General features: G+C 67.5%; 15 protein-coding genes and 1 pseudogene. 11 read left to right on the plus strand and 5 right to left on the minus strand.

Going from position 1 to position 16,890, the window contains the following annotated elements:
- Nucleotides 1-31: 31 nt before the first annotated feature.
- Together argJ and DBR10_RS07580 are read right to left on the minus strand one after the other, a co-directional pair.
- Nucleotides 32-1,489, minus strand: coding sequence for a bifunctional glutamate N-acetyltransferase/amino-acid acetyltransferase ArgJ (argJ, locus tag DBR10_RS07575; protein WP_233243317.1), 1,458 nt, complete (start codon nt 1,487-1,489; stop codon nt 32-34).
- 14 nt (nt 1,490-1,503) lie between these two features.
- Complete coding sequence (locus tag DBR10_RS07580; RefSeq protein WP_177486204.1) at nt 1,504-2,433, minus strand: peptidylprolyl isomerase; 930 nt, start codon at nt 2,431-2,433, stop codon at nt 1,504-1,506.
- 300 nt (nt 2,434-2,733) lie between these two features.
- Here DBR10_RS07580 and secA point away from each other — a divergent pair, with 300 nt between their 5' ends.
- Entirely contained in the window at nt 2,734-5,499 is a 2,766-nt protein-coding gene (gene secA / locus DBR10_RS07585) for a preprotein translocase subunit SecA (protein WP_108504491.1), read from the plus strand.
- 149 nt (nt 5,500-5,648) lie between these two features.
- Here secA and DBR10_RS07590 read toward each other — a convergent pair.
- Nucleotides 5,649-5,933, minus strand: a pseudogene (locus DBR10_RS07590) (GIY-YIG nuclease family protein).
- Nucleotides 5,934-6,183: 250 nt separating this feature from the next.
- Between DBR10_RS07590 and DBR10_RS07595 the strand changes: the two are divergent.
- The gene (locus DBR10_RS07595; RefSeq protein WP_199223486.1) at nt 6,184-7,071 is read left to right on the plus strand and encodes an alpha/beta hydrolase family protein; all 888 of its coding nucleotides are present in this window, start codon (nt 6,184-6,186) and stop codon (nt 7,069-7,071) included.
- A gap of 152 nt (nt 7,072-7,223) precedes the next feature.
- Here DBR10_RS07595 and DBR10_RS07600 read toward each other — a convergent pair whose 3' ends face one another.
- Both DBR10_RS07600 and DBR10_RS07605 read right to left on the minus strand, forming a co-directional pair.
- Nucleotides 7,224-8,279 (minus strand): DUF2855 family protein, encoded by a 1,056-nt coding sequence (locus DBR10_RS07600; RefSeq protein WP_108504480.1) that lies wholly within the window; start codon nt 8,277-8,279, stop codon nt 7,224-7,226.
- A gap of 100 nt (nt 8,280-8,379) precedes the next feature.
- A complete protein-coding gene (locus DBR10_RS07605; protein ID WP_108504479.1) occupies nt 8,380-9,774 on the minus strand; it encodes a carotenoid oxygenase family protein in 1,395 nt (464 codons plus the stop codon).
- 91 nt (nt 9,775-9,865) lie between these two features.
- On the opposite strand from DBR10_RS07605, the gene DBR10_RS07610 reads away from it, so the two are divergent.
- The 9 genes from DBR10_RS07610 to DBR10_RS07650 form a co-directional block, all read left to right on the plus strand.
- Nucleotides 9,866-10,471, plus strand: coding sequence for a TetR/AcrR family transcriptional regulator (locus DBR10_RS07610; RefSeq protein ID WP_108504478.1), 606 nt, complete (start codon nt 9,866-9,868; stop codon nt 10,469-10,471).
- Between the two features lie 103 nt (nt 10,472-10,574).
- Nucleotides 10,575-11,468: an EamA family transporter gene (locus tag DBR10_RS07615; protein ID WP_108504477.1), complete on the plus strand. Its 894-nt coding sequence runs from the start codon at nt 10,575-10,577 to the stop codon at nt 11,466-11,468.
- Nucleotides 11,469-11,529: 61 nt separating this feature from the next.
- A complete protein-coding gene (locus tag DBR10_RS07620; protein WP_108504476.1) occupies nt 11,530-11,856 on the plus strand; it encodes a GIY-YIG nuclease family protein in 327 nt (108 codons plus the stop codon).
- A gap of 216 nt (nt 11,857-12,072) precedes the next feature.
- Entirely contained in the window at nt 12,073-13,212 is a 1,140-nt protein-coding gene (locus tag DBR10_RS07625; RefSeq protein WP_108504475.1) for an epoxide hydrolase family protein, read from the plus strand.
- A gap of 21 nt (nt 13,213-13,233) precedes the next feature.
- A complete protein-coding gene (locus DBR10_RS07630; RefSeq protein ID WP_108504474.1) occupies nt 13,234-13,641 on the plus strand; it encodes a GFA family protein in 408 nt (135 codons plus the stop codon).
- Entirely contained in the window at nt 13,641-14,681 is a 1,041-nt protein-coding gene (locus tag DBR10_RS07635; RefSeq protein WP_108504473.1) for a beta-eliminating lyase-related protein, read from the plus strand. The genes DBR10_RS07630 and DBR10_RS07635 overlap by 1 nt, the downstream gene beginning before the upstream one ends.
- A 72-nt stretch (nt 14,682-14,753) precedes the next feature.
- A complete protein-coding gene (locus tag DBR10_RS07640) occupies nt 14,754-15,437 on the plus strand; it encodes a hypothetical protein (RefSeq protein WP_108504472.1) in 684 nt (227 codons plus the stop codon).
- Nucleotides 15,437-16,681 carry a M48 family metallopeptidase gene (locus tag DBR10_RS07645; protein ID WP_108504471.1) on the plus strand — a complete coding sequence of 415 codons (1,245 nt, stop codon included), beginning with the start codon at nt 15,437-15,439 and terminating at the stop codon, nt 16,679-16,681. The genes DBR10_RS07640 and DBR10_RS07645 overlap by 1 nt, the downstream gene beginning before the upstream one ends.
- Nucleotides 16,678-16,890 (plus strand): hypothetical protein (locus tag DBR10_RS07650; protein WP_146187828.1); only part of this gene is annotated, 213 nt, incomplete at its 3' end. The genes DBR10_RS07645 and DBR10_RS07650, both read left to right, overlap by 4 nt.

Raw genomic sequence — 16,890 nt, forward strand, 5'->3', positions numbered from 1 at the left:
GAGCTAGATCCTCCCCCTTCAGGGGGAGGATCTAGCTCCGGTAATCCCCGTTGATCGCCACATACTGCTTGGTCAGATCGCAGGTCCAGACCGTCGCCGAGCCCTTGCCCACGCCGACGTCGACGCTGACCTCGAACTCGGGCTTCTTGACGTAGGCGCTCATCGCCGCCTCGTCATAGTCGGCCGAGATCAGGCCGTCGCGGGCGGCATAGAGATCGCCGAAGCGGACATTGATCCGTTCGCGGGCCACCGGCTCGTCGGCGCGGCCCACGGCCATGACGATCCGGCCCCAGTTGGCGTCCTCGCCGGCGAAGGCGGTCTTGACCAGCGGGCTCTCGGCGATGGTGCGGGCGATCTTGCGGGCGCTGGCCGGGCTCTCGGCGCCGTTGACGGTGATCTTGACGAACTTGGTCGCCCCCTCGCCGTCGCGGACCAGCTGCAGGGCCAGGTCCAGCAGCACGCCTTCCAGCTTTTCGCGGAAGTCTGCCAGGCGACGGTCCCCGGCCCGGTGGATCTTGGGCGCAGCCGACTGGCCGGTGGCGAACAGCAGCAGGGTGTCGTTGGTCGACCGGTCGCCATCCACGGTCACGCAGTTGAAGGTGGTGCGGGTATAGAGGCTGACCAGGGTCTGCAGGGCGGCCGGGGCGATCTTGGCGTCGGTGGCCACGAAGGCCAGCATGGTGGCCATGTCCGGCGCGATCATGCCCGAGCCCTTGGCGATGCCGGCGATCTTGACCTCATGCCCGTCGATCATCGCCGTGGCATAGGCCCCCTTGGGGAAGGTGTCGGTGGTCATGATCGCCGCCGCGGCGCCGGCCCAGGCGTCCTCGGTCAGGCGGGTCTCGACCTCAGGCAGGCGGGCGGTGATCTTGCTGTCGTCGAGGATGACGCCGATCACGCCGGTCGAGGCCATCATCACGTCGCGCTGCCGGCAGTCGAAGCGCTTGCCCACGGCTGTGGCCACCCGGCGCACCGCATCGGCGCCCGGCTTGCCGGTGAAGCTGTTGGCGCAGCCGGCATTGACCACCAGGGCGCGCACATCGGCGCCGCCGCTGGCGGTCAGTTGGCGCTTGCACCAGTCAACCGGGGCCGAGCCGACGCCGTGCCGGGTAAAGACGCCGGCCGCCGAGGTGCCCTCGGCAAAGCGCATCAGCAGCAGGTCTTCGCGCTCATGCTTGTAGAAGCCCGCGCGCCCGGTGGCGATCTCGACACCGGGGATCGGCGGAATGGTCGGGAACGGCACCGCCAAGGGCGACACCATCAGGCCCGGCTTGCCCGGGGCAGCGGCGGCGGCGGGCGCGGCGGCCGGGGCCTCGCGCTTTTCACCGCGCCGCAGTCCGACCCGCTTGAAGGCCGTGGTCAGGGGATCCAGGGCCCGCTCCAGGGTCTGGCCCACGCGTTCCACCGCGCCGGGCGAGGGAACGGCGGTCTCGGCGGCGACATCGGCCGGAGCGGCCTCGGACGGTGACTTGTCGGTCTTGCGGGGCATGGGACGCGCCTCGATCAGTTCTGGCCCGGCGCGGAGGCCGGAGGGGTGGCTTCAGGCGGAGCCGAGGCCGGCTCCTGCGGGGCACCGGGCAGGTCCTGGCCCTTGCCGGTCAGCATGTCGACCTTGGCCCCGCCGCGCAGCTTTTCCAGCAGGTCGCGGACCTGGTCATAGGTCAGGAAGCGCACGATCTGCGGCCGGGCGGCCTCGAGCGTGATCGGCTCTTCCATGCGCTTGTCCTCGACCCGCAGGATGGCCCAGCCGCCCTCGGTGGCGAAGGGCCCGACGATGTCGCCCTTCTTGGCGGTCTTCAGGGCCCCGGCATAGGCTTCGGGCATCACGTCGACGGTGAAATAGCCGAGATCCCCGCCGTTGAAGCGCGTGGCCTGGTCGGTGGACCGCTCCATGGCCAGGGCGTCGAACGAGGCCCCGGTGGCCAGCAGCTTCTTGATGCTGTCGCCCTCGGCCTGGCTGGCCACCAGGATCTGCCGGGCGCGGATCTCCTCGGAGCGCTTGGACAGCTTCTGCTGCTCGGCATAGAGCCGGCGGATGGCGTCCTCGTTGACGGCCTTCTCGACCACGCTCTCGACCAGCATGTCGCCGAGGATCCGCTCGCGCGCGGCGGCGAGGCGGCGCTGGGCCACGGGATCCTTGTCCAGCTTGCGCTTCAGGGCCTCTGAGGCCAGCAGCTTCTGGTCGATCACCTCGTCCAGGCGCTGGCGGAACAGCTCGCTGGAGATGTCCAGCGGCTCGCCCTCGCTGATCAGACCCTGGGCTACGGCCTCGCGCTTGACGTCCGAGGCCCAGACATTGTGGCCATTGACCTTGGCCACGGCCACGTCGCCCGGTTCGGGCGGCTTCTCGGCACCCTTGTCCTGGCCGCAGGAGGCCAGCAAGAGCGCGGCGACCACGACGATCCAGGCGCGGACAGAGACAGGTTTCGTCAAGACGGATCTCCGCACGAACTTCGCTTGCGCTCTAGCGTGGTTTCGGCCGCAGGGGAATGCAACTCGGACGCCGTCGGGCCAGGGCTTTCGTTCAATTCTGGCAGTCAGGTCAGGCCAGGCCCCAAGAATGCCGGAAACCTGTGACTTTGCTCGACGCTGCGGAAGCCCTCGCGTTGACACTGGGGGGGGCGCTGCTTAAGTCTCGCGCGCGTTCAAAGGACCAAATTTTCGTGTCGGGGAATGACCTTGCACGATCGCCAACGTCCGGACCGCATCACACTTCATCGGAATTTCGACTTCATGCTCGGCTTCGCCAAAAAGCTCTTCGGCTCTTCCAACGATCGCAAGGTCAAGACGCTGACCGCCCGTGTGGCGAAGATCAACGCCTTCGAGCCGGAATATGCCGCACTGTCGGACGAGGCCCTCAAGGCCAAGACGGCCGAGTTCAAGGCCCGCCTTGAAAAGGGCGAGACCCTGGATGGCCTGCTGCACGAAGCCTTCGCCGCCGTGCGCGAGGCCTCCAAGCGGGTGCTGGGCATGCGCCACTTCGACGTCCAGCTGGTCGGCGGCATGGTGCTGCACTTCGGCGGCATCTCGGAAATGCGGACCGGCGAAGGCAAGACCCTCGTCGCGACCCTGCCGACCTATCTGAACGCCCTCGCCGGCAAGGGCGTGCACGTCATCACCGTGAACGACTACCTGGCCCGGCGCGACGCCGAGTGGATGGGCCAGGTCTACAACTTCCTGGGCCTGTCCTATGGCGTGATCGTCAACGGCCTGAGCCAGGGTGAACGTCAGCGCGCCTATCGCAGCGACATCACCTACGGCACCAACAACGAATTCGGCTTCGACTACCTGCGCGACAACCTCGTCTACAGCGTCGACGAAATGGTCCAGCGCGGCCACCACTTTGTCATCGTCGACGAGGTCGACTCGATCCTGATCGACGAGGCCCGCACCCCGCTGATCATCTCGGGCCCGACCGAAGACCGCAGCTCACTCTACAAGACCATCGACGCCCTGATCAAAGAGATGATCAAGGACAAGGCGACCTATGACCACGACGAGAAGCAGAAGCAGGTCATCCTGACCGAAGAAGGCCAGGAGAGGATCGAAGAGATCCTGATGTCGGGCGGCCATCTGGCCGAGGACACCGCCGGGCTCTATGACGCCGCCAACATCTCGGTGGTGCACCACGTCAACCAGGCCCTGCGGGCCAATGTGCTGTACACGCGCGACAAGGACTACATCGTCAAGGGCGACGAGATCGTCCTGATCGACGAGTTCACCGGCCGCATGATGACCGGCCGCCGCCTGTCGGAAGGCCTTCACCAGGCGATCGAGGCCAAGGAAGGCGCCGCCATCCAGCCCGAGAACCAGACCCTGGCCTCGGTGACCATCCAGAACTACTTCCGCCTCTATACCAAGCTGTCGGGCATGACCGGCACGGCCTCGACCGAGGCCCAGGAATTCGACGACATCTACAAGATGGGCGTCAGCGAGATCCCGACCAATCGCGTCATCCAGCGCATCGACGATGACGATGAGGTCTATCGCACCGAGCGCGAGAAGAACGAGTCGATCCTCAAGCAGATCGCCGACTGCCACATGCGCGGCCAGCCGATCCTGGTCGGCACGGTGTCGATCGAGAAGTCCGAAGAACTGTCCAAGCTGCTGTCGACCTATGCGTGGGAAAACGACGGCAAAAAGCAGGTCGGGATTCCCCACCAGGTGCTCAATGCCCGCTTCCACGAACAGGAAGCCGGCATCGTCGCTGACGCGGGCGCGCCGGGGGCGGTGACCATCGCCACCAACATGGCCGGACGCGGCACCGACATCCAGCTGGGCGGCAATCTCGACATGCGCCTGGCCAGCTGGCGCCAGCAGCAGAAGGGCCTGGGCATCACGCCGCTGCCCGCCGACGAACTGGCCATGCGCGCCGAGATCGAGGCGGATATCGCCGAGTCCAAGGCCAAGGCCCTGGCCGCCGGCGGCCTGTTCGTGCTCGGCACCGAGCGCCACGAAAGCCGTCGCATCGACAACCAGCTGCGCGGCCGGACCGGCCGTCAGGGTGACCCGGGCCGCTCCAAGTTCTTCCTGTCGTGCGAGGATGACCTGCTGCGCATCTTCGCCGGCGAGCGTCTGGATGCGATCATGCGCACCTTCGGCGTCCAGGAAGGCGAGGCGATCACCCACAAGTGGCTGAACAACGCCATCGCCACCGCCCAGAAGCGCGTCGAGCAGCGCAACTACGAGATCCGCAAGAACCTCCTGAAGTACGACGACGTCGTCAACGACCAGCGCAAGGCCGTGTTCGAGCAGCGCCAGGAGTTCATGGAGAGCAGCGACCTCTCGGAAATCATCCATGAGATGCGCCGCGACGTGGTCGACGACCTGGTCCTGCGTCACCTGCCGCCCAAGGCCTATGCCGAGCAGTGGGACATCGAGGGCCTGACCGAGCGGGTGAAGTCGATCTTCGGCCTCGACCTGCCGCTCGCCGAGTGGGCCGCCGAGGAAGGCATCGCCGACGAGGAGATGCGCGAGCGCATCAGCAAGGCCGCCGACGCCTATGCCGCCGAGCGCGAAGAGATCATCACCCCCGACCAGATGCGCCAGGTCGAAAAGAGCTTCCTGCTGCAGATGATCGATCTGCAGTGGCGCGAGCACCTGATGCACCTCGACCACCTGCGCAACGTCATCGGCCTGCGCGGCTACGGCCAGCGCGATCCGCTGAACGAGTACAAGACCGAAGCCTTCAGCCTGTTCGAAAAGCTGCTGGGCGACCTGCGCACCAACACCACCCGCTGGCTGATGACGGTCGAGATCGCCTATGCCGAGCCCGAGCCCCTGCACAGCCCGGAAAACCTGATCGAGGTCCATATGGACCCGCTGACCGGGGAAAACGTCGCCACCGCCGGGGCCTTGCCCGAAGGCCTCTCGCCCCAGCAGCGTGAAGCCCTGCCGGTCTCGGTCCTGCCCCACGGCTGGGAAAACACCAGCCGCAACGGCGCCTGCCCGTGCGGCTCGGGCAAGAAGTTCAAGCACTGCCACGGCTCGCTGGTGTAGGCCTGACCCCGGACCCCGGCGAGAGCCGGGGTCCGGGTCCAGTTTGCTGACGACACTGCGTCTTGCCAGATCTCGACCAGTTAAACCCAATCGCCCCGAATAAATCTGGGCCCCGGCTTTCGCCGGGGAGAGCGGGTGATGGGGGGCCTCTAGCCCAGAAACTCAGCCGCTAAATCGCGCCAATCCGGATTCGCGGTCTCGATGAGTTGCAGCTTCCAAACCCGACGCCATTGCTTGATCCGGCGTTCGCGGATCCAGGCGCTCTCTCGCGTCTCATGAAACTCGTACCAGACCAGCATCGTGCAGCCATACCGCGCCGTGAACCCTCGTTCACGGCTCTGATGCTCGAAAACACGACGGGCAAGATCGTCGGTTTAGCCCGTATAGAAGGTACCGTTCCGGCGCCCGGCCATAATGTAGACCGCAAAAGGCATGACATAACCATGCCGATAAACATCCACTAAATCAATTTTAAGGTGTATAATTCCGCTCTCCCCGGCGAAAGCCGGGGCCCAGGTCGAGCCCACCGGCGCTGGGGCGGCTGGCTGGATCTCTGGCGGATCAGCCAAGAACTCTCCACTTGAATCGGGTCCCTGGCTTTTGCCCCGAACGAACCAGGATGGACCGTTGACGCGCAACCGCCGCGCGGGGCTAGCTGGCGGCATCCTCGACGAAAGAGTCTCCATGCGTCTCGCCTGCCTTGCCGCCGCTGTTGCCCTGATCGCCGCCGGTCCTGCCGCCGCCGCGCCCAAGACCTTCCGGCAGTTGCTGGACATGCCGCGCGCCGCCCCGACCGCGCACATTCCCTATGGCAGCGAGCCCGAACAGTTCGGCGACCTATGGCTGCCCGAAGGCACCGGCAAGCATCCCGTCGTCGTTCTGATCCACGGCGGCTGCTGGCTGGCCGAATATCCCAGTGTCGAGCTGATGGCCTATATGGCCAGGGACCTGCAGGGACGTGGCTATGCGGTGTGGAACCTGGCCTATCGCCGGCTGGGCGAGCCCGGCGGCGGCTATCCCGGCACCTTTGTCGATGTGGCCCAGGGCCTGGACAAACTGCGCGAGCTGGCTCCGGCGCATAACCTCGACCTCCGGCGCGTCGTCGTGGCCGGGCACTCGGCCGGCGGCCACCTGACGAGCTGGGCTGCGGCCCGCCCTCGCCTGCCCCGGACCAGCCCGCTAAGGGTCGGCAAGCCCCTGAAGATCCGGGGGGCGATCAGCCTGGCCGGCATCAATGACCTGGCGGCCTATCGCGCGACGGGCCCCGATGCCTGCGGCGGGCCCGAGACCATCGACCGGCTGACCGCCGGAGCCGCCCTTCCTGACCGCTATGCCGACACCTCGCCGCCGGCCCTGCTGCCGATCAGGACCCCTCTGGCCGTGATTTCCGGCGCACTGGACCCGATCGTGCCGCCCGCCTTCGGCGCGGACTTCGCGGCCCGGGCGAAGGCGGCCGGAGACCGGGTCGAAGAGATCACGATCGCCGACGCCGGACACTTCGAACTGATCGATCCGACCTCGGCGGCCTGGCCCCGGATCGTGGCGGTGATTGACCGGATGGCGGGGAAGTAAAAATCTGCGCTCTCCCCGGCGAAGGCCGGGGCCCAGATTCCGCCTGAGCGACTAGGGATGACGCGCCAACCCGACGGAGCCGGTCCGACTGCCGCTCTGAACGCGATCTGGGTCCCGGCTTTCGCCGGGAAGAGCGGTCGAAAGACGGAGCTCTATGGCCTGACGATACACCCCGTTTCCGGCGAGGCCCGGCCTTCCAGGACCGACAGATAGGTCGCGGCCAGCGCGTCCTGGCCTTGCCCCGTCTCGACCTTGAGCCAGCGGGGCGCATCGGTGACGAAGGCGCTCCAGGCCGCGCCGTAGCGGGCCTCGAAGCCGCCGGGGCCCCAGTCTTCCTGGCGCTTCTTCACGCGGTCGGGGGCGAAGAACAGGATCGGGCGCGGGCCGGGCAGATCGCCGGCCCCGCGCGGGGCTTCCCAGTGGGTGCCGCCGACCAGGCAGGAATAGGCCAGGTCATCGCCGAACCGCCGATGCACGGTGCCCAGCACCGCCGCATCGCCGGCAAAGTCGACGAAGACGGCCGGGGTCGCGATCGGCGCGGTCGCCAGATCCTCATAGGTCACCACCGCGTCATAGAAGCCCAGGGCCTCGACGAAGGCGACATTGCGCGGCGAGGTCAGGCCGACCACCCTGGCCCCGCCCCGCTGCTTGAGCAGGAAGGCCAGGCCAATCGCGGTCTTGGACGAGGCACTGGACAGGATGATCGAGCCGGCCCCGAACATGGCATTCTCGTCGAGGAAGTCGTCGATCAGGAAGCCGGTGATGAACAGCGGCTGCAGGATCGCCCGGGCCGCCTCCAGATCATCCTCTGCGCCGACGGCCGCATACTGGTTGTAGACCGCCGCCAGATGCTGCCGGTGCGGCGCGGCGTCGGCGAAGCCGCCGCGCGTCTTGCGGGCCTGGACCGTCAGGTGGCTGGACATCGGGTAGTAGCCGTAGAACCGCTCGCCGACCGCGATCTCCGGGTGGTTCGACGCCTCGACGGTCGCAAAGCCCCAGACCGGCACCCGGCCGAAGCCCTCGGCGGCCGGGAAGAAGTCCCAGTAGCGCATCGCCTCGCCGAACACGGCATAGGTGATGTTGTTGGCCGTCAGGGCAAAGCTGTCGACCGCCAGACGGACCTCGTCCGCGCCCAGGTCCGGCAGGGTCGCGGGCTGGAACTGTGTCTGTCTCAGGTCGGTCTTGGCGACCAGAAAATCCCAGGCCATGGCGGCGCTCCCTTGGTTGTTGGGGGGTGAGGTAACAGGAGCTTCCGCGATCAAGTCAAACACTTGTTCGCCTCCCGTCTCCCCTTGGGGGAGAAGGACGCTAGGCGTTCACCCAGTTGCCGTGGAAGCCGAACGGCACGCGCCGGGGAACCCTCGCCGTGGCCACCGGTCCCGCAGCCACGTTCTGGGCATCCAGAACCACCAGCTCGCTGGCATTCAGCTGACCGCGATAGACCACCGCCGTCAGCCAGCCCTCGCCCTCCGGCGCAGTCGGTGAGGCCGGGGTGAAGACGGCCTCGGACACCGCATCGCCGACCGGCACGCTCCATTCGCTGCGACGGCCCGTCTCCAGGTCGATATGGGCGATGATGTGGGTGCGGAAGTCGCCGGGCTTGAGGCTCTGGCCGACAAACCAGCCGTGGCGATAGGGCAGGCCCGCCAGCCGCTCGTCAAAGCGCGGGAACTCGCCGGCCAGATCGTCGAGTTGCCTTTCGGTCACCGACCCGCTGGCCAGATCGATCGTCCAGCGCACCAGATAGGCCGCCGCGTTCTCGCCCCGCGTGCCGTCGGCCCTGGGGAACAGCGGGGCCGAGGCGTAGCGCATGACGTCGACGATTAGGGTCTCGCCCCCCTCATCAGAAGAGTCGAAGGCGTTCATCACGTGGAAGACATAGCCCTTGGGGGCCTCGAACCAGCGCAGGCTTTCGACGCCCCGGTCGCGGCGCAAGACCGCCAGCTGGCCGCCCTTTTCGGGCTCCCAGGCAAAGACCGGCTTGCCGCCCATGGCCCTCTGCAGACTGCCGGTCAGGGGCAGGACCGGAATGACCACATGCTCGCGGGTGACCGCGAAATCATGGATCATCGAGCAATAGGGGGCCTCGAAGGTCTCGCGCTTCAGCAGGGTGCCGGCGGCGTCGGCCACGCCCCAGCTGACCTTGCTCGAGAGCGGCATCGGATCATCGGCATAGGCGAAGAACACCATCTCACCGGTGAGCGGGCAGGTCTTGGGGTGAGCGGTGACCTTGCCGCCCAGGTCATAGGACCCGATGGAGTCGAGCTCGGGACCGGACAGCTGGAAGGGCGCATGGGCCTCCTCCAGGGCCAGCAGGCGGCCGGCATGCTGCACGATATTGGTATTGGCCACGCCGCTGTCGGTGCCCATGACCGACGGATCGGTGGTCATCGGATTACCCCAGCTGCCGAACAGGGCCTGGCCGGCCGCATGCTCGACCGTCCACTTGTTCGTGCGGACCCAGCGATTGCGGTAGTGCACCCGGCCCTCGTTCAGGGTGAAGGCGTGCAGCATGCCGTCGCCGACGAACCAGTGATAGTTGCCGTCGCGCGGCTCGAACTGGGGATTGGGCCCGTTGCGGTACAGGGTGCCCGTCAGGCCGGGGGGCAGGACCCCCTCCACCACCAGCTCGAAATCATCCTCGCTGTGCACCGGTGCGAAATTGCCGGTCAGATAGGGGTTGATGCGAACCTCGCCGTCCATGGTCGGTCTCCGGGCTGTGGTGATGCAGGCTTATTGTTTACGTTGTAAATTTATGTTGTAAGAAATTGAACTCGTCAACAGGGATTCGTCAGTGCCCCGCGTCCTGTCTTCCGAAGACGTCGAAGATTTCCGCCGTCGCCTGTGTGTGGCCGCCGAGGCCCTGTTCGCCGAGCGCGGCCCGGAAGCGGTGACCATGCGCGAGCTGGCCACGGCCATGGGGGTCAGCCCGATGACCCCCTATCGCTATTTCCAGGACAAGGACGCCATTCTCGCCGCCGTGCGGGCCGCCGCCTTCACCCGCTTTGCAGAGGCCCTCGAGGCCGGGATGGGTCAGGCGGGCGACCCGATCGTCCGGTCGCGCCAGGCCGGCATGGCCTATATCGAGTTTGCCCTCGCCCAGCCCCAGGCCTACCGCCTGATGTTCGACCTCAACCAGCCGACCGAGGCCGACTATCCCGACCTGCAGGCGGCTGTAGGCCGGGCCCGGCGGACCATGACCGCCCACGTCGAGGGCATGATCCGGGCGGGCCTGCTGGAGGGCGACGCCGAAATGATCGGCCACATGTTCTGGTCGGTGCTGCACGGCATGCTGATGCTGCAGATCACCGGCAAGCTGGCCCCGACCATCGATCCCCAGGCGCTGCGGCGCCAGATGTTTGCCACCCTGCTGCGCGGCCTCGGGCTGCCGGAGCCCTGATCCCGTCCGCATCGCCTCCGGATTGTCACCGGGACAATGTTTCCGTTGCAGCGCCGGACGTCAGGGATCAAAGGCGGATGGCCCGCCCGAAAAGGACCCGCCGATGACCGCTGCGCCCCTGCCCCTGCGCCATCTGCTGCTGGCCCTGGCCGTGGTGGCGGTGTGGGGCACCAATTTCGTGGTCATCCGGATCGGGCTCGACCATCTGCCGCCCCTGCTGTTCGCCACCCTGCGCTTCACCCTGGTGCTGCTGCCCATGGCCTTCTTCGTCAAGAGGCCGGCCGTGCCCTGGCTGAACCTGGCCGCCTATGGCGTGCTGATCGGGGCCGGACAGTTCGGCATGCTGTTCCTGGCCATGAAGGGCCACATCTCGCCGGGCCTGGCGTCGCTGGTCGTGCAGACCCAGGTGTTCTTCACCATCGGAATGGCCATGAAGATCAACGGCGAGCGGGTGCAGCCCTTCCAGGTCGTCGCCCTGCTGCTGGCGGCGGCCGGCATCGTGCTGATCGCCGCCCACGGCGGCGGCTCGGCGACACCGCTGGGCGTGGCCCTGGTCCTGGTCGCCGCCGCCAGCTGGTCGGGCGGCAATATCGTCGCGCGTCAGGCCGGCAGCGTGAACATGCTGGGCTATGTCGTCTGGGCCAGCCTGTTCTCGATCCCGCCGCTGTTTGCCCTGTCGCTGTGGCTGGAAGGCTGGAGCGCCATGGTCCACGGCGTGCGCTCGGCCGATGCCCTGACCTGGGTGGCCGTCCTCTGGCAGGCGGTGGGCAATACCATGTTCGGCTATGCCGCCTGGGGCTGGCTTCTGGCCCGCCACCCGGCCGCCACAGTCACCCCGATGGCCCTGCTGGTGCCGGTGTTCGGCATGGGCGCCTCGGCCCTGCTGCTGCACGAGGGCCTGCCGGCCTGGAAGCTGATCGCCGCCGGGCTGGTCCTGACCGGACTGGCGGTGAACACGCTGTGGCCGATGGTGCGAGGGCGGATTATGAGGGCGTAGCTCGCCCATGCGATGTTCTATTTAAGATTGAATTTTTAGGATCACCCCCCATGCTTGCCGCATGGTTCCGCGCGATGCCTCCATTGCGGTCTACATGATGACCAACCAGCCCTACGGCACGCTCTATATCGGCGTGACCAGCCTGTTCGAGGCGCGGATCGTTCAACACCGCGAGGGCCTGATCCCGGGTTTCACCAAACGGTATGGGCTCAAACGGCTCGTCTGGTACGAGACCCACGAAGACATGACGGTGGCCATTCACCGCGAGAAGCGCCTGAAGGAATGGCCCCGCCAGTGGAAGATCAACCTGATCGAGCGCGACAATCCGCGTTGGGATGATCTCTATGATCAGGTGATGAACTGGACGCCGGTTCCACGCCAGTTTTAGCACCGAACCATACGAAACCCGTCATCCCGCGCTTCATGCGCGGGACCCATGGTTCAGCTTCAACCTGAGCGCCTCGGTTCGCAACGCAGGTGCGGCGGATTGATGGGTCCCGCGCATGAAGCGCGGGATGACGGTTCAGTTTGAGGCGTGGAGTTCGTCTTGACCTCCCCCACGTCACCCGCCTGACCCTCCTCGTCAAACAAGGGAGGAGCCGCCATGCCCACGCCGTTCAAGGTCGAGTGGAGCCCGCAGGCCGTCGACAAGGTGCTGACCCAGGTGCGGGCCTATGAGGCCCCGCCCGCGCCGGCCGGCGGCGGCTGGACCTATGGCTGTGATGCCGACACCCTCAAGGCGCTCTGCGCCTACTGGACCGACGGCTTCGATGTGGGCAAGGCGCAGGAAACCCTCAACCGCCACCCGCAGTTCACGGCCCGGGTCGAGGACCTCGACCTCCACTTCGTCCACGTGGTCGGCGAGGCCGGCGGCAAGCGGCCCCTGCTGCTGACCCACGGCTGGCCCGGCAGCCATTTCGAGTTCTGGGACGCCATCGAGCCCCTGGCCTTCCCGTCGCGCCACGGCGGCGATCCGGCCGACGCGTTTGATCTGGTGATCCCGTCCCTGCCCGGCTTCGGCTTTTCCGGTAAGCCCGCCCGCCCGATCGGCCAGCGCGCCACCGCCCGGCTGTTCAACAGCCTGATGACGGACGTGCTGGGCTATGACCGCTACCTCGCCCAGGGCGGCGACTGGGGCGGTCTGGTCACCTCGTGGCTCGGCCTCGACCATGCCGACCATGTGAAGGCCATCCACCTGAACATGATCGGCTTCCGCCCCGCCGGCCCGCCGCAGGGCGAGGCCGAGATCGCCTGGATGCAGCGCACCGGTTTTGCCATGGACGTCATGGGAGCCTATTTCCGGCTGCAGGCCTCCAAGCCCCAGTCCCTGGCCTGGCTGGGTGCGGGCAATCCGGTCGGCCAGGCCGCCTGGATCCTCGAGCGCTTCCACGACTGGGCCGACCTTTCGGCCAAGCCCTTCGAGCAGGTGTTCAGCCAGGACCAGCTGCTGACCAACATCATGCTCTATGTGATGACCGGCAGCTTCACGACCGGTGCCTGGTACTATCGCGGCCTGATGGAGGAAGGCGGCATCGTCCTGCCGGCCGGCACCCGCTGCGAGACCCCCACCGCCTTCGCCAACTTCCCGGGAGAGGCCCTCTACCAGGCCCCGCCGCGCAGCTGGTGCGACCGCGCCTACAACATCACCCGCTGGACCGACATGCCGAGCGGCGGTCACTTCGGCGCGATGGAGGAACCGGCCCTGTTCGTCGACGACGTAAGGGCCTGGGCCCGCCAATCCTGATCTGGACCGAGGAAACCTGTCATGACCCTCAAGACCGGCGGCTGCCTCTGCGGTGCCATTCGCTACGAAATCGACGCCGAGTTCATGGGCGTGGCCGTCTGCCATTGCCGTGACTGCCAGTATGCCTCAGGAGGCGGGCCCAACTTCATCGCCATGGCCCCACGCGACAGCGTCCGCTTCGTCGAGGGCAAGCCCCGCCAGTATGACCGCCCCGGCGGCAGCGGGGCCAATGTCGGGCGGGTGTTCTGCCCGGACTGCGGAACGCCCCTGCTGTCAGACATCGGTGCGCCGTTCCTGGCCGTGAAGCTGGGCGGGCTGGACGAGTCCGCCGACCTCAAGCCGGGCGTGCGCATCTGGACCCGCTCGGCTCCGGCATGGCATGAGATCGACCCTGCCGTTCCCGGCTTCCCAGAGAACCCGCCCTTCTGATGACCACAGCCCGCTACGACTTCGCTTCCGACAATGTCGCCGGGGCCATGCCCGAGGTGATGGAGGCGATGCTCGCCGCCAATGCGGGCACGGCCTCGGGCTATGGGACCGACCATGTCAGCGCCGCCGCCGCCGACCGGATCCGCGCCCTGCTCGACGCTGACGCCGAGATCCGCTTCACCGCCTCGGGCACGGCCGCCAACGCCTTTGCGCTGACGGTGCTGGCGCAGCCGCACGAGGCGGTGCTGGCCCATGAGCACGCCCATATCTGCACCGACGAGACCGGCGCGCCCGGCTTCTTCGGCCAGGGCGTCGGACTGATCGGCCTGCCGGGGGCCTCGGGCAAGATCGAACTGGCCGGGCTGGAAGCGGCCCTGGCGCGGCCTGAGGTGTCCTACAACCAGCCGGCGGCGGCCCTGTCCCTGACCACCGCCACCGAGTACGGCACGGTCTATGACGCAGCGCATCTGGCCGCCCTGATCGCGCCGGTGAAGGCCAGGGATTACGGCGTCCACCTTGACGGCGCGCGTCTGGCCAATGCCGTGGCGGCGGGCTTTGACCTGAAATCCGTCGCCAGGATGGGCGTCGACATCCTGGTGATGGGCGGCACCAAGGCCGGCTCAACCCCCACCGAGGCCGTGGTCTTCCTCAATCCCGACCACGCCCGCCGGCTGGACGCGCGGCTCAAGCATGCCGGCCAGCTGGTCAGCAAGGGCCGCTTCCTGGCTGCCCCCTGGCTGGGCCTGCTGGGCGAGCAGAGCGACGGCGGCCCCTGGGCGGCGCGCGCGGCGCACGCCAATGCCATGGCCCGCAAGCTGGCCGCCCTGATGCCCTTCCCCATCCGCCACCCGGTCGAGGCCAACGGCGTTTTCGTCGACATGGACGACGCGGCCCTGGAGCGCCTGCGCGGTCAGGGCTGGTTCGTCTATCGCTTCCTGGACGGTACGGCGCGGTTCATGTGCTCGTGGGCGACGACGCCCGACATGGTCGAGGAACTGGGCACGGCGCTCGCCAAGATTGCTGTCGACGCCTCAGAATAATCGCGCTAAGCGTGCATCTGTCCGCTTTGAGAAATCGCAGCGGATGGGGGAATTCTGGGGGTTTTCGTTTCCATGCTTCGTAGCATCGCCTTGGTCGCGTGCCTGTTTCTGGCCGCCTGTACCACCACCAACACACGCCTCGCCGACAAGGCACCGGTCAAGCCTGCAGCCGGGGCTCGCATCCTGATCCTGCAGCCCGATATCGAGCTTTCGCTGCTGCCGGTGGCCGGCGCGCCCGAGGCCCGGGCCGACTGGTCCAGCCAGGCCCGCGACAACATCAATCGCGAACTCAAGGCCGCAACCGCTGCCAAGAGCCACCAGTTCCGGGAACTGGACCCCAGCAGCGTCGACGACCCGCGCGCCCTGCAGTTGCTGCGCCTGCACGAGGCGGTCGGAAACTCGATCCAGGGGTTCAACTACGGGCTCTATTCGCTGCCGACCAAGAAGGACTTCAGCTGGACCCTCGGGTCCGGAGCCCAGACCCTGGCCCAGGCCTATGATGCCGACTATGCCCTGTTCACCTTCGGCCGCGGCTCGTTCTCCAGCGGCGGGCGCAAGGCCGCCATGGTCGGCGCGGCCCTGCTCGGGGTGGCCCTGCCCTCCGCCTCGCAGGTGGCCTTCACGTCGCTGGTCGACCTGAAGACCGGCAAGGTGATGTGGTTCAACGTGGCCGTGGCTGGCCCGAACTCGGACATGCGGACGCCCGAAGGGGCCAAGGTATTTGCGACCGCCCTGCTGAAGGACGCGCCGCTCTGATGCGCGCCGCCTTCCGCCGGGGGGCGGGGGCGATGCTGGCGGCGACGAGCCTTGCGACGACACCCGTCGTCGCCGAACCGCGCACGCCCCATCTGCGTCCCGCCGAGACGACCGATGAGGCCGGGATCTGGGCCCTGTCCGACAAGGCCGAGCAGCAGGCGCGGCAGTCGGCCGAGCGGAACCGCGACCCGGCCCTCAACGCCTATGTCACCGGGCTGATCGCCCGGCTGGCGCCGGAATATCAGGGCGATCTTCGGGTCTATGTGATGGACCGGCCGTTCTTCAACGCCACCATGGCCCCCAATGGCTATACCGAGGTCTGGTCGGGCCTGCTGCTGCGGGCCGAGAGCGAGGACCAGCTGGCCTTCGTTCTGGGCCACGAGATCGGCCACTTCGCCGAAAACCACGCGATCGAGGCCCAGCGCGCCATGAAGGCGCGAGCCCAGGGTGCCCTGGCGCTACAGATCGCCGTCAGTGTGGTGGCCATGGGTGCGGCGGTCAATTCCGGCTCGGCCCAGGGCGCCAACGACATCATGCGGGCCGCCGGTTCGGTCAACGACCTGATCTATCTCAGCCAGATCTCGGCCTTCTTCAGCTATTCGCGCGAGAACGAGAGCCAGGCCGACGAACTTGGGTTCAGGCGGGCCACCAAGGCCGGTTTTGATCCGGCGGCCGGCGCCGCCATGTGGCAGGCCCAGGTGTCCGAGACCTCGGCCTCGTCCTTCAAGAAGGTGCGCGACCAGGAAGCCCGGGGCAGCATTTTCAGCACCCACCCGCTCAGCACTGACCGGATCAAGGCCCTGGAAACCCTCGCCGCTGCAGCCCCGCGGGCGACGGCAGAGGACCGCAAGCGCTATCGTGCCGTGATCCGGCCTCACCTGGCCGCCTGGCTGAAGGATGATCTGCGGCGGCGGGACCCCGGCAGCAGCCTGGCCCTGATCGACCGCCTGTCTGCCGGAGGCGAGGACGCCGGCCTGCTGACCTTCTATCGCGGCGAGGTCTATCGCCAGCGCCGGCAGGACGATGATCTGGACAAGGCCCGCCAGGCCTATGCCGAAGCCACGACCCACGCCGATGCGCCGCTGGCCACCTGGCGGATCCTCGGCGATCTGGCCGCCCAGGCCGGTGACAGGGCTACGGCCCAGTCAGCCTACGACACCTATCTTGCCCGTTCGCCCCAGGCTCCGGACCGCTGGCTGGTCGAGGCCGGCCTCAAGAAACTCTCCGAAGGAAACCCGTCATGATCCGTCGTCCCCTCCGCGTCTGTGCCCTGGTCATGGCGGCCGGCGCTGTCCTGAGTGCCTGTGCCAGCGTCACCAGCGCCCCCGCCGGCCCCTATACGATCGGCCAGGCCCAGGTGACCCTGGGCCATGAGTGGTCGGACATCAGCGCCATCATGTTCGCCCGCCCGGCCAAGGTGCGGCTGCTGTCGATGGACGGCCCCCTGCTGAAC

Origin of the sequence: Caulobacter sp. HMWF025 (assembly GCF_003060965.1) — a bacterium.
Lineage (GTDB): Bacteria > Pseudomonadota > Alphaproteobacteria > Caulobacterales > Caulobacteraceae > Caulobacter.